This is a genomic window from Streptomyces sp. JH002 (assembly GCF_050916115.1).
In the GTDB taxonomy this organism is placed as follows: domain Bacteria; phylum Actinomycetota; class Actinomycetes; order Streptomycetales; family Streptomycetaceae; genus Streptomyces; species Streptomyces xiamenensis.
This window is the reverse complement of record NZ_CP087989.1, coordinates 2,759,843-2,771,566: the sequence shown is the minus strand read 5'-3', so window position 1 is coordinate 2,771,566 and position 11,724 is coordinate 2,759,843. Positions and strand designations below refer to the sequence as shown.

General features: G+C 71.7%; 14 protein-coding genes. 11 read left to right on the top strand and 3 right to left on the bottom strand.

Annotated features, from left to right (window positions below; genetic code table 11):
* Positions 1-91 precede the first annotated feature (91 nt).
* The 6 genes from mshA to H7827_RS12455 all read left to right on the top strand — a co-directional run bounded on the left by mshA (position 92) and on the right by H7827_RS12455 (position 4,968).
* Complete coding sequence (gene mshA / locus H7827_RS12480) at positions 92-1,348, top strand: D-inositol-3-phosphate glycosyltransferase (protein WP_386535870.1); 1,257 nt, start codon at positions 92-94, stop codon at positions 1,346-1,348.
* Positions 1,341-1,832 (top strand): YbjN domain-containing protein, encoded by a 492-nt coding sequence (locus H7827_RS12475; RefSeq protein WP_432745009.1) that lies wholly within the window; start codon positions 1,341-1,343, stop codon positions 1,830-1,832. Before mshA ends, H7827_RS12475 begins: the two co-directional genes overlap by 8 nt.
* Before the next feature lie 216 nt (positions 1,833-2,048).
* Positions 2,049-2,747 (top strand): DUF6879 family protein, encoded by a 699-nt coding sequence (locus H7827_RS12470; RefSeq protein ID WP_432745007.1) that lies wholly within the window; start codon positions 2,049-2,051, stop codon positions 2,745-2,747.
* Positions 2,744-3,592 (top strand): helix-turn-helix domain-containing protein, encoded by an 849-nt coding sequence (locus H7827_RS12465; RefSeq protein ID WP_432745005.1) that lies wholly within the window; start codon positions 2,744-2,746, stop codon positions 3,590-3,592. Before H7827_RS12470 ends, H7827_RS12465 begins: the two co-directional genes overlap by 4 nt.
* 108 nt (positions 3,593-3,700) lie before the next feature.
* Complete coding sequence (locus H7827_RS12460) at positions 3,701-3,835, top strand: hypothetical protein (protein ID WP_432745003.1); 135 nt, start codon at positions 3,701-3,703, stop codon at positions 3,833-3,835.
* Positions 3,832-4,968, top strand: coding sequence for a methyltransferase domain-containing protein (locus H7827_RS12455; protein ID WP_432745001.1), 1,137 nt, complete (start codon positions 3,832-3,834; stop codon positions 4,966-4,968). The genes H7827_RS12460 and H7827_RS12455 overlap by 4 nt, the downstream gene beginning before the upstream one ends.
* 73 nt (positions 4,969-5,041) lie before the next feature.
* Here the strand turns inward: H7827_RS12455 and H7827_RS12450 are convergent, their stop codons facing one another.
* Complete coding sequence (locus H7827_RS12450; RefSeq protein ID WP_386535764.1) at positions 5,042-5,506, bottom strand: MarR family winged helix-turn-helix transcriptional regulator; 465 nt, start codon at positions 5,504-5,506, stop codon at positions 5,042-5,044.
* 318 nt (positions 5,507-5,824) lie between these two features.
* On the opposite strand from H7827_RS12450, the gene H7827_RS12445 reads away from it, so the two are divergent.
* From H7827_RS12445 to H7827_RS12430, 4 genes are all read left to right on the top strand, one after another.
* Positions 5,825-6,481, top strand: a complete 657-nt coding sequence (locus H7827_RS12445; protein WP_432744997.1) for a hydrolase — start codon at positions 5,825-5,827, stop codon at positions 6,479-6,481.
* A 185-nt stretch (positions 6,482-6,666) separates the two neighbouring features.
* Positions 6,667-6,975 carry a GNAT family N-acetyltransferase gene (locus tag H7827_RS12440; RefSeq protein WP_200365508.1) on the top strand — a complete coding sequence of 103 codons (309 nt, stop codon included), beginning with the start codon at positions 6,667-6,669 and terminating at the stop codon, positions 6,973-6,975.
* A gap of 32 nt (positions 6,976-7,007) precedes the next feature.
* A complete protein-coding gene (locus H7827_RS12435) occupies positions 7,008-7,337 on the top strand; it encodes a (4Fe-4S)-binding protein (RefSeq protein WP_432744994.1) in 330 nt (109 codons plus the stop codon).
* Positions 7,334-7,729: a nuclear transport factor 2 family protein gene (locus H7827_RS12430; RefSeq protein ID WP_432744991.1), complete on the top strand. Its 396-nt coding sequence runs from the start codon at positions 7,334-7,336 to the stop codon at positions 7,727-7,729. Before H7827_RS12435 ends, H7827_RS12430 begins: the two co-directional genes overlap by 4 nt.
* Before the next feature lie 50 nt (positions 7,730-7,779).
* Here the strand turns inward: H7827_RS12430 and H7827_RS12425 are convergent, their stop codons facing one another.
* Positions 7,780-8,169 carry an RNA-binding S4 domain-containing protein gene (locus H7827_RS12425; RefSeq protein WP_432744989.1) on the bottom strand — a complete coding sequence of 130 codons (390 nt, stop codon included), beginning with the start codon at positions 8,167-8,169 and terminating at the stop codon, positions 7,780-7,782.
* 33 nt (positions 8,170-8,202) lie between these two features.
* Complete coding sequence (locus H7827_RS12420) at positions 8,203-10,884, bottom strand: SpoIIE family protein phosphatase (RefSeq protein ID WP_432744987.1); 2,682 nt, start codon at positions 10,882-10,884, stop codon at positions 8,203-8,205.
* An 81-nt stretch (positions 10,885-10,965) separates the two neighbouring features.
* On the opposite strand from H7827_RS12420, the gene H7827_RS12415 reads away from it, so the two are divergent.
* Positions 10,966-11,724 carry a phosphoglyceromutase gene (locus H7827_RS12415; protein ID WP_432744984.1) on the top strand — a complete coding sequence of 253 codons (759 nt, stop codon included), beginning with the start codon at positions 10,966-10,968 and terminating at the stop codon, positions 11,722-11,724.

Here is an 11,724-nt window from a genome sequence, read left to right as displayed (position 1 = left end):
ACCGTTGGGCACACTGGTGTGGGGGAGACGTCCGTTTTCCGCTCTCGGCCCGTCAGGAGACGCAGTGGGGCACCGACCGCGCCGGGTGGCGATGCTGAGCGTTCACACCTCTCCGCTGCATCAGCCGGGCACCGGCGACGCGGGCGGCATGAACGTCTACATCGTCGAACTGTCCAGACAGCTCGCGGCGCTCGGCACGGAGGTGGAGATCTTCACGCGGGCGGCCCAGGGCGGGCTGCCGCCGACGGTGGAGCTGGCGCCCGGGGTGCTGGTACGCCACGTGGACGCCGGCCCGTACGAGGGGCTGAGCAAGGAGGAGCTACCGGCCCAGATGTGCGCGTTCACGCACGGCGTGACCCAGATCTGGGCGGGGGAGCGGCCCGGGTACTTCGACCTGGTGCACTCGCACTACTGGCTGTCGGGGCAGGTGGGCTGGCTGGTCGCGGAGCGCTGGGGCGTGCCGCTGGTGCACGCGATGCACACCATGGCCAAGGTGAAGAACGCGGCGCTGGCGGCCGGGGACAGCCCGGAGCCGGCGGCCCGGGTGATCGGCGAGACCCAGATCGTGCGGGCGGCGGACCGGCTGATCGCCAACACGGCCGAGGAGGCCGCCGAACTGGTGCGGCACTACGAGGCCGACCCGATGCGTACGGCGGTGGTGCACCCCGGCGTCAACCTGGACGTCTTCCGCCCGGCGGACGGGCGAGCGGCGGCGCGGGCCCGCCTCGGGCTGCCGCAGGACGCGCTGATCCCGCTGTTCGTGGGGCGCATCCAGCCGCTCAAGGCCCCCGATCTGCTGCTGCACGCGGTGCGGGACCTGCTGGACCGCGACCCGTCGCTCGCCGAACCGGGCCGCATGGTCGTCCCCATCGTGGGCGGCCCCTCGGGCACCGGCCTGGCCCGCCCCGAGCGGCTCCAGAAGCTCGCGGAACGGCTGGGCCTGTCCGGGCTGGTCCGCTTCCACCCGCCGGTGGGGCAGGAGCGGCTGGCGGACTGGTACCGCGCGGCGAGCGTGCTGGTGATGCCCTCGTACAGCGAGTCCTTCGGCCTGGTGGCGGCGGAGGCCCAGGCGTGCGGCACCCCCGTGATCGCGGCCGCGGTGGGCGGGCTGCCGGTGGTCGTGCGGGACCAGGCGACCGGCTTCCTGATCGAGGACCACGACCCGGTGCACTACGCGGACGCGCTGGGCAGGTTCGCGGCCGACGCGTCGCTGTCGGCCCGCCTGGGCCAGGCGGCGGCGCTGCACGCCTGCCGCTTCGGCTGGGCGGCGACGGCGGCGGGCACCGTCTCCGTGTACCGGGAGGCGACGGAGTCGCACCGCTTCGCCCTACGATCGGCGCATGGCTGAGGACACCACCGCGACGACCGTCGAGGACACGCTGAAGGACCTGGGCGTGGAGTGGGAACGCCCGGACCCCGGCCACTATGTGGTTACGCTGCCGGGCACCCGCAAGCTGGCGACCACCTGTTCGCTGCGGCTGGGCCGGCACGCGCTGTCGGTGAACGCGTTCGTCATCCGCCGGCCGGACGAGAACCACGAGGCGGTCCACCGCTGGCTGCTGGAGCGCAACGCCCGGCTGTACGGGGTGGCGTACGCCCTGGACGCCCACGGCGACATCTACCTGGCCGGCCGCCTGCCCCTGTCGGCGGCGTCCCCGGCGGAGCTGGACCGCCTGCTGGGGGTGGTCCTGGAGACGGCGGACGGCGCGTTCAACACCCTGCTGGAGATGGGCTTCGCGACGGCCATCCGCAAGGAACACGCCTGGCGCGTCTCGCGCGGCGAACCCACCCACAACCTGGCGGCGTTCTCCCACCTCTTCCCCCCGGACTGACCCCCGAGAAGCTCGTTCCCCCGTACCAGCGCCCGGAGTTGACTCCGGGCGCTGCTGTTTGCGCCCCCTGCGCGCCGTGGTGGCGGGGGTGGGTGGCGTGCCAGGGTAAGGGCCGTAAGGGCAGGGAAGAAACTCAGAGAAATTTCTCACGCTAGGGAGAACGCAGTGAGGCTGACGTTCAGCGGCACGACAAGTCAGTCCGGTGAGTGTCCCGCCGTGTATGAGACCGACAGGGACACGGTCGTCATCCAGGGCTGGAAGATCGACCACGCCGATCAGGCGTACCGGGACGCGCGCAATGTGGCCGAGAACGAGGAACTCGTAGAGGTCCCCCGGGAATTGCTGGAGCGCTTCGCCCCGAAGAAGCAGACGCCCGCGTCGTACGACCTTCAGACGCAGGAGGAGTGGGACGCGCTTTTCACCGACTTCAAGCACTCGGCTCGTCGGCTGGAGACCCAGACCCACTACGACGTTTCCTACGAGCGGGAGCATTTCGACCGGTTCCTGGCCGGCGGGGAGAGCGACTGGGAGTGGATGAAGCCGTGGACCGATCTGATGCGCGGCCACGCGGATCAGGGGAAGACCGTAGCCCGGGTGCGGGTGGTCCCGGAGCAGCTGACGGATTATCTGCGGTGGGAACTCGATCTCACGCGGTGCAACATTCAGGAAGGCAAGGAGGACATCCGCTACCTGGACCGGGCCACGGCCGACCGGGTGGGGCTGCCCAGCCGCGACTTCTGGCTGTTCGACTCGCATACTGTGGTTGTGCTGCACTTCAACGAGGTAGGACGAAGGGTGCGCACCGAGGTCATCACCGATCCGGCGGTCGTGATCGAACATGCACGGTGGCTTGACGTTGCCTTCCAGCACGCCACCGCATACGAGAAGTTCGTGAAGGAGCATCCCCCGCGTTGAGTTCGGCACCCAGAGGCGTACACGAAGCCAGGCAGGAGCTTGGTGGACGTCTGCGTGCCCTCAGGGAGGCGGCCGGCATGGACGGCCGCACCCTTGCTGGGCGGCTCGGCTGGCCGCCCAGCAAGATTTCCAAGATTCAGCTCGGCCGGCAGTCGCCGACCGACGGCGATATCCGGGAGTGGTCGGCCGCTTGCGGCGAACCGGAAGCGGCCGAAGAGCTGTTGATCCTGCTGCGGGACCTCAACCGCCGCTACGCGGACTGGCGCAGCCAAGCGCGACAGGGACACTCCGCCGTGCAGCGCGCCTGGGGAGAGGCCGAGGCGGCGGCCCGCATCATTCGCACTTTCGAGACGTGCTGGATTCCGGGGCTGCTGCAAACCGCGGAGTACGCGGAGACCCGTTTCCAGGAAGCGTCTCGGATCATCGGCGGACCGTCCGATGTCGAAGAGGCGGTAGCCGCCCGGCTGGAGCGGCAGAAGGTGCTCTACGAGCCGGGTCGCCGGCAGCGGCACATCGTGCTCTCCGAATCGGCCCTCCACTACGGAATGGCCTCAGCCCCGGTGATGCGGGCCCAGATCGACCGGCTGGTTTCGGCGACCACTCTTCCCGGACTCAAGCTGGGCATCGTCCCGTTGCACAGGCGGCTGCCCGCGTCGCCCTCCCACAATTTCTGCGTCTTCGACGACCGGCTTGTCACCGTGGAGATCGCCAGCGCGGAGCTGCGGTTGGGGCTTCCGGAGGAAGTGGCGCTGTACCGGAAGGTGTTCGACGCACTCGCGGCCAGTGCGCTGTACGACGCCGAGGCCCGCCGGCTCCTCATCACCGCCGCCGAAGCCTGGGTCTGAGAAATCTTCAGAAATTTTTCCTGGACGTCCCCTTCTCCCCTGCGCAAGCATCGTCACGTACGGCAGTCAATCCGGCGCCGTACGTGACCGGATGAAGGGATGTGCGCCATGGGCAAGCACGACAAGCCGACGCCGGAGGAGCAGAAGCCGCAGGGGCCCTCCGGGACGGGGGACCACCAGGTGCCCCCGGATGTCTTCAAGCCCGGCGGCGGGACGCACAAGAAGGACGGCGGCAAGAAGTGAGCACCGCGCCCGGAACCGAGGTCTTCCGACGGCGGCTCACCGAGTCGCTGGACCGGGACGGCTGCTTCCGCGCGGAGTGGCTGCGGCTGGTGTTCGGCCGCGTCCCACGGGAGAAGTTCGCGCCGCACACCGTGTGGCGCTGGTCCGACGGCGGCTGGCGTCCGCTGAACCGCCGCGAGGACCCCGAAGGCTGGGCCGAACTGGTCTACCGCCCCGGTGCGGCGCTGATCACGCAGATCGACGACGGCGCCCCGGTGGCGGACGGCGCGGGGATCGGTGCCACGAGTTCGATGAGTTCCGCCGACGTGGTGCTCAACATGCTGGCCGCTCTGGACCTCCGGCCCGGCCACTCCGTTCTCGAAATCGGCAGCGGCACCGGGTACAACGCGGCGCTGCTGTGTGAACGCGTGGGTGCCGAACGCGTCGTCACGGTCGAGATCGACCCGCTGCTCGCGGAGCTCGCCGCCGAGCGACTCGCCTCGGCCGGTCACCGCCCGCTGGTGGTCTGCGGGGACGGCGAGGTGGGCCACCAGGACCGGGCGCCGTACGACCGGCTGATCGCCACGGCCTCCGTGCGCCGGGTGCCTCCGGCCTGGCTGCGCCAGGTGGCGCCGGGCGGCGTGCTGGTCATCCCCTGGTATCCCTGCGCCGACGGCTTCGGGCTGATCCGGCTCCGGATGGGCGACGACGGCACGGCCCGTGGGCGTTTCCAGGGCCGGGAGTCGTTCATGCCGGTGCGCGGCCAGCGCATGACGCACCCCGACATCGGGTCACTCTGGGAGGCCACCTGGAAGGACTCGGAGAAGATCGAGGGCGACGCGGGGCTGCTGGACCTCGGCTCGGCCCACGCGCTTTTCGCACTCGCCGTGCGGGCGCCGGGCTTCTCCGCGCGGATTCAGGGCGACGGGGTTCTCCTGCTGTCCGGGGACGACACGTCCTGGCTGTGGGTCAGGCGCGATGCCTGCCGGCGCTACGGGCCGCGTGATCTGGTGGCGGAGGCCGCCCGGTTTCTCGCCTGGTGGCGGGAACGGGGCCGCCCGCGGACGGAGGAGTTCGGCATGACCGTCACGCCCGACGAGCAACGCGTGTGGCTGCGCGACCCGGGCCGGGTTCTCCTGCGGCCGGCCGGCTGAACCGGGGGGCCGCGACCGCCGGGGGCCACGGGTGCCGGTACCCGGCCGCCGCGCCGCCGGCGTTCCCGGCCGGTCAGTCCGGCTGCTTCTCCATGTGGGTGAGGACGCGCTTCGAGATCCGGGCGAGCGTGTCGAGTTCTTCCTGGGTGAGGGCCTCGATGAACAGCCGGCGGACGTGGGCGACGTGCGTGGGCGCGGCCTCCTCGATCGCCCGGTGGCCGGCCGGGGTGGCGACGATGAACGCTCCGCGCCCGTCGTCGGGGCACTCTTCCTTGGCCACCAGTCCGCGCTTCGCCATGCGGGTGATCTGGTGGGACATGCGGCTCTTCTCCCACTCCACCAGCTTGGCCAGGTCCATGAAGCGCATCCGCTCGCCGGCCTCGGTGAGTTTGGCCAGCACGATGTAGTCGGAGGGGGACATGCCGGAGTCCTCCTGGACCCGGCGGGAGAGCCTTCCGATGAGCTTTTCGTGCATGCGGATAAAGGCGTCCCAGGCAGCCTTCTGCTCCGAGGTCAGCCAGCGAGGCGTTGCGTTCATGGAGTGAGCGTAGTGACATCACCGATCGCTGATCCATCCCGTGGACGTGGCCGATTCCGGTTCGTTCCCGGCCCGGTGCGCGGGGTGTGCCCGGGTGACGGCTTCGGGGCGCCGCCGCCCCGCTCGCCGCGCACGCCAAGGCATCGCCCCGGGGAACTAGTTGACGCGTCAATCACAGCGCTCTAACGTAGGTGACACGTCAACCAGAGGGTGAGGGTTCGCCGCCGGTCGGGGTGGGCCCGTACGCGTTCACGGCGGACCCCGGACGCCGGCGCACCGCCCGCGGCCTCGGAAGCGAAGCCCCAGAGAGGGAATCCCATGAGCACCCAGAACAAGGCCGGACTCGACGCGCTGCTGACGCCCGAGGAGAGCGTCCTCGTGCTGATCGACCACCAGCCGTTCCAGTTCGCCAACCTGAACAGCCACGAGCCGACGATGATCGTGAACAACGTCGTCGGTCTTGCCAAGGCCGCCAAGGTGTTCGACGTCCCCACCATCCTGACGACCGTGCTGGAGGAGCGCGGCGGCCTTCTCCTCCAGGATCTGCAGGATGTGTTCCCGGAGCAGCGGCCGATCAACAGGACGTGGGTCAACACCTGGGAGGACGAGCGCGTCGTGGACGCCGTCAAGGCGACCGGGCGCAAGAAGCTGATCCTCGCCGGTCTGTGGACGGAGGTCTGCCTGGCGATGCCCGCCATCCAGGCGGCGGGCGAGGGCTTCGAGGTCTTCGCCGTCACCGACGCCTCGGGCGGCGCCTCGAAGGAGACCCACGACATGGCCGTGCGGCGCATGGCCCAGGCGGGCGTCGTCCCGATCACCTGGATGGCGGTGATGAGCGAGTGGCAGCGTGACTACGCCCGCGAGAAGACCCTTCCGGGTCTCGTCGAGGTCATGCTGGCACACGCCGGTGCCACCGGTGTGGCCTACGCCTGGGAGACTCAGCTTCTCGCCGGGCAGGGCCGCAACGCCGGCTGACCCGGCCGGCCGCGCCGGCGTGTCCCGCGGACCGTGGCACGGCCTGTCGCCCACCGGATCCCCGGCGGGCGGCGGCCGGTCTGCCACGCTCGCACAGGACATCCGGCACGAGGGCATCAACAGTCGTGGCGGACGTCCCGGCCCTCGCGCCGGGTTCGTCCGCCCCGGCGGATCATGGAGGACACATGACCGTGGAAGTGCGTGACGTACCCGAGGCCAACCGGTACGAGGCCCGGCTCGACGGGGACACGGGGATCGCGGGCGTCGCGGCGTACATCCGGACGACGGAGCTCATCGCCTTCGTGCACACCGAGGTTCCGCCGGAGTACGAGGGCAGGGGGATCGGGTCGGCCCTGGCCCGCACCGCCCTCGACGAGGCGCGCGCCGCGAAGCTGCGGGTGCTGGCCACCTGTCCGTTCTTCGCGGGGTGGATCGCCCGGCACCCCGAGTACCAGGATCTGCTGTACCAGTCCCGCAGCACGGTCAGCGACTGAACCGTCCGGGCAGAGCGGTGACGGAGGCCGTGATGAGTAGCAGCACCGAGAAGAAGACGTACGAGGGCCGGTCGATCACCGTGACCTTCGAGGCCGCGCGCTGCCGGCACGCCGCCGAGTGCGTCCGCGGCCTGCCGGAGGTCTTCGACACCGCCCGGCGCCCGTGGATCCGGCCCGACGGCGCCGAGGCCGGGCGCGTGGCCGAAGTGGTGCGGCGCTGCCCCTCGGGCGCGTTGCAGTACGCGTGGGTGGACGGCGTGGAGGAGACTCCGGGCGGGCCCGCACCGATCACGCGGCACGCCCACGGCACCAGCGGCGGCGGCACGCCTGACCACCTCCCCGGAACCGGAGAAAAGGCATGACCATGGCCGAGAACACCGCGGCGGACCAGGCCCGGCGCAACACCGGCATCGTGCTGACCGCCATGCGGGAACTCTTCGGGGAGAAGGACCTGACCGCGCTCGACCGGTACTGGGCCGAGCCCTACGTGCAGCACAGCCCCCGGATGGCCGGCGGTCTGGACACGCTGCGCGCCGTGGTGCCCGGCCTGGAGGGTTTCGCGTGGGAGCCGCAGCGGACCGCCGCGCAGGGCGACCTCGTCTTCACCCACAGCGTCGTCCACGGCTGGGCGCCGGACCCCGTCGTCATCGTCGACATCTTCCGGCTCGACAACGGCCGGATCGTCGAGCACTGGGACGTCGTTCAGGAACTCGTCCCGTCCGGGGAGACCGTCAGCGGCCATCCGATGGTCTGACACCGGGGAGGCTCATCCGCGTCCCCGGAGCCGGAGCCGGGGCCGTGCCCTCAGGAACCCGCCCCGCGCAGCCGGTCCATCTCCCGGCGGTCGCGCTTGGTCGGGCGGCCCGCGCCGCGGTCCCTGATGCCCGCCGGGGCCACCGCCTCGCGCGGCGGGGGCGGCGGGCTGTTGTCCACGTAGCACTGCACGGCCACCGGCGCACCGACCCGCTTGCGGATGAGCTGGGTGACCTTCACGATCCGCTCCCGGCCGTCCTGCCGCAGCCGGACCTCGTCGCCCGGCTTCACCGGCTGGGCCGGCTTCGCGCGGTCGCCGTTGATCCGGACGTGGCCGGCCTTGCAGGCCGCCGCCGCCGTGGAGCGGGTCTTGGCCAGGCGGACCGACCAGATCCACACGTCCACTCTCACCGTGCCGCCCGCGCCGCCCTGCGTCTCCATGACAGCGAGCCTAACGCCGTCCCGCCGCCCGGCTCACGTGGTTTCCGGCAGCCGCTGCTCCGCCCAGATGACCTTGCCCTCGGGCGTGTACCGGGTGCCCCAGCGGTCGGCGTACTGCGAGACCAGGAACAGGCCCCGGCCGCCCTCGTCGGTGTCCGTGGCGTTCCGCAGGTGCGGTGAGGTGCTGCTGCCGTCGGAGACCTCGCAGATCAGCGACCGGTCGCGGAGCAGCCGGACGCCGATGGGCCCGGCGGCGTACCGGATGGCGTTGGTGATCAGCTCGCTCAGGATCAGCTCCGTGATGAACGCCGCGTCACCGAGGCGCCAGTCCGCCAGCTGCCGGGTGACGGCTGCCCGCAGCGGGGCCACCGCGGTCGGGTCGGCGGCCACGTCCCAGCTGGCCACCTGGTCGTCGCGCAGCATGCGGGTACGGGCGACGAGCAGGGCCACGTCGTCCGCCGGGCGGGCGGGCAGCAGGCGCTCCAGGACGGTGTCGCAGGTCTGTTCCGGGGCGGGGCCCGACGCGGCGAGCGCCTCCCGCAGGCGGTCCAGGCCCTCGTCGATGTCCCGGGTGCGGCTCTCCACCAGCCCGTCCGTGTACAGCACGATCCGGCTGCCCTCGGGCAGTTCCACCCGCGTCGTCTCGAACGGGACGCCGCCCACGCCCAGCGGCGGCGCGGCCGGCAGGTCCGCGAAGCTGACGGTGCCGTCGGGCAGCACCAGCGCGGGCGGCAGATGACCGGCCCGCGCCATCTCGCAGCCGCCGTCCACCGGGTCGTAGATCGCGTACAGGCAGGTGGCGCCGGCGATGGCGCCGCCGCCGGCCTCGGTCGTCTCGTCGGCGTCGACGCGGGAGGCCAGTTCGTCCAGGCGGCCCAGCAGTTCGTCCGGGGTGAGGTCGAGCGCCGAGAAGTTGTGCACCGCCGTCCGCAGCCGTCCCATGGTGGCCGCCGCGTGCAGCCCGTGCCCCACCACGTCGCCCACGACCAGCGCGACGCGCGTACCCGACAGCGGGATGACGTCGAACCAGTCGCCGCCCACCCCCGACTGCGCGGGCAGATAGCGGGTGGCGGCCTCCAGGGCGTTCTGCCGGGGCAGCCCGCTGGGCAGCAGGCTGCGCTGCAGGGTGACGGCCATGGTGTGCTCGCGGGTGAAGCGGCGGGCGTTGTCCACGCACACCGCCGTACGGGCCGCCAGTTCCTCGGCGAGCGACAGGTCCTCCTCGGAGAAAGGGGGGGAGGCGTCCGCCCGCCAGAAGTTGACCACGCCCAGCACCACGCCGCGGGCGTGCAGCGGCGTGGAGATCAGCGAGTGGATGCCGAAGTCGAGCAGTGCCCGCGCGTGCTCGGGGTCGGCGGCCCGCCACCAGGTGGTGCCGCGCAGGTCGCGTTCGGCCCGCGCGTGTCCCATCAGCAGGCCGCGTACCTCGGGGGAGGTGGTGTCCAGGGTGACGCCGCCGCTCCCGTACAGCGGGTGGTCCTCCCGTACGGCGCGGGTGGCGGTGCGCCGCATCCGGGTGCCGCTGGCGACGGGTTCGGCGCCGCGCGTCACCTCGTCCACCAGGTCGACGGTGATGTAGTCGGCGAACTCCGGGACCCCGACCTCGGTCAGTTCCTCGGCGGTGCGCACCACCTCCAGCGTGGTGCCGATCCGCACGCTGGCCTCGTACAGCAGCCGCAGTCTGCGCTGGGCCGCCTCGGCGCGTCCCGCCACCACGCTCAGCTCGGTGGAGTCCCGCAGGGTGGTGACGGATCCCGGCGGGCCGCCGTGCAGGTCCATCGGGCGGTGATTGACGGCCAGCAGCCGGCCGCCGAAGCGGTGCACCTCGTCGGTGGTCTCGTGCCCGGAGGCCAGCAGTTCCGCGGTGGCGGGGGCGAGGCCGAGGTCGCCGACGGGGCGGCCCTGGGCGTTCTCGGGCAGGTCGAGCAGCCGGCTGGCCTCCTCGTTGGCCAGCAGCAGCCGCTGGTCGCCGTCGAGGATGACGACGCCTTCCCGCACGGAGCGCAGAACGGCGTCGTGGTTCTCGTACAACCGGGTGATCTCGGAGGGCCCCAGGCCGCGGGTCTGCTTCAGCAGGCGCCGGCTGATGAGCGCGGTGCCGGCCAGGGTGAGCAGCAGGGCGCCCAGCGCGCCCAGGATCAGCGGCACCCGGGCGGAGAAGTTGATGGTGATCTCGTCGAGCAGGATGGCGACCCCGACGGCGCCGACCACGGTGCCGGTGTCGTCCCGGATGGGGACCACGCTCTGCACGGCGGGGCCGATGGCCGCGTTGAGCGACTCCTGAACGGTGTGGCCGTCCAGCGCGGACCGTACGTCCCCGATGAAGGGCTTGCCGATCTCCGCGGGCCTGGGATGGGTGAGGCGGATGCCGGCCGTGTCGGTGACCACCACGCCGCCCACCCGGGCCGCCTTCCGGACCGCTTCGGTGTGCGGCTGGAGTACGGCGGTGGGATCGGGGGAGCGCACGGCCTCCACGATGCCGGGTGAGTTGGCGAAGGTGGTGGCGACGGCGAGGGTGCGGTTGTACGCGGCCGTGCGCTGGTTGCGGTCCATCTGGACGTAGATGGTGATGGCCGCGGCGGCCACCAGCAGCAGGACGGTCACCACCTGGAGGGCGAACATCTGCCCGACGATGCTGCGGACACCCAGCGCGGAGCGCACCGCTGCCAGCCGTCCGCCGCCGCCCGCGCCCCGGTCCCGGGAGAATGCCGTCATTCCTCCACTTTGCACCAATATGAGGCAGAAGCAGGTAACCCCACAAACGGCCCCCGCCCCGGGGCCGTCTACGCTCGGGGCATGGCCGACGCACCGTACAAGCTGATCCTGCTCCGCCACGGCGAGAGCGACTGGAACGCCAAGAACCTGTTCACCGGCTGGGTGGACGTCAACCTCACCGAGAAGGGCGAGAAGGAGGCGGTCCGTGGCGGCGAGCTGCTGAAGGACGCCGGGCTGCTCCCCGACATCCTGCACACCTCCCTGCTCAAGCGGGCCATCCGCACCGCGAACCTCGCCCTGGACGCCGCCGACCGCGTCTGGGTCCCGGTCACCCGTTCCTGGCGGCTCAACGAGCGGCACTACGGCGCGCTCCAGGGCAAGGACAAGGCCGCCACCCTCGCGGAGTTCGGCGAGGAGCAGTTCACCCAGTGGCGCCGCTCGTACGACACCCCGCCCCCGGTGCTCGCCGCCGACGCCGAGTGGTCGCAGGCCGACGACCCGCGCTACGCGCACATCCCCTCCGACGTGCGCCCGCAGACCGAGTGCCTCAAGGACGTCGTCGAGCGGATGCTGCCGTACTGGTACGACGGCATCGTCCCCGACCTCGCCGCCGGCCGCACCGTGCTGGTCACCGCGCACGGCAACAGCCTGCGCGCGCTGGTCAAGCACCTCGACGGCATCTCGGACTCCGAGATCGTCGGCCTGAACATCCCCACCGGCATCCCGCTGCTGTACGAGCTGGACGCCGACTTCCGCCCGCTGAACCCCGGCGGCACCTACCTCGACCCGGAGGCCGCGCGCGCCGCCATCGAGGCAGTGAAGAACCAGGGGAAGAAGTAG

Coding starts and splice junctions, on each gene's coding strand:
- H7827_RS12430 (WP_432744991.1), top strand. CDS start 7,334: ATGACCATGGCCGAGAACACCGCGGCGGACCAGGCCCGGCGCAACACC.
- H7827_RS12440 (WP_200365508.1), top strand. CDS start 6,667: ATGACCGTGGAAGTGCGTGACGTACCCGAGGCCAACCGGTACGAGGCC.
- H7827_RS12425 (WP_432744989.1), bottom strand. CDS start 8,169: ATGGAGACGCAGGGCGGCGCGGGCGGCACGGTGAGAGTGGACGTGTGG.
- mshA (WP_386535870.1), top strand. CDS start 92: ATGCTGAGCGTTCACACCTCTCCGCTGCATCAGCCGGGCACCGGCGAC.
- H7827_RS12445 (WP_432744997.1), top strand. CDS start 5,825: ATGAGCACCCAGAACAAGGCCGGACTCGACGCGCTGCTGACGCCCGAG.
- H7827_RS12420 (WP_432744987.1), bottom strand. CDS start 10,884: ATGACGGCATTCTCCCGGGACCGGGGCGCGGGCGGCGGCGGACGGCTG.
- H7827_RS12460 (WP_432745003.1), top strand. CDS start 3,701: ATGGGCAAGCACGACAAGCCGACGCCGGAGGAGCAGAAGCCGCAGGGG.
- H7827_RS12475 (WP_432745009.1), top strand. CDS start 1,341: ATGGCTGAGGACACCACCGCGACGACCGTCGAGGACACGCTGAAGGAC.
- H7827_RS12450 (WP_386535764.1), bottom strand. CDS start 5,506: ATGAACGCAACGCCTCGCTGGCTGACCTCGGAGCAGAAGGCTGCCTGG.
- H7827_RS12415 (WP_432744984.1), top strand. CDS start 10,966: ATGGCCGACGCACCGTACAAGCTGATCCTGCTCCGCCACGGCGAGAGC.
- H7827_RS12435 (WP_432744994.1), top strand. CDS start 7,008: ATGAGTAGCAGCACCGAGAAGAAGACGTACGAGGGCCGGTCGATCACC.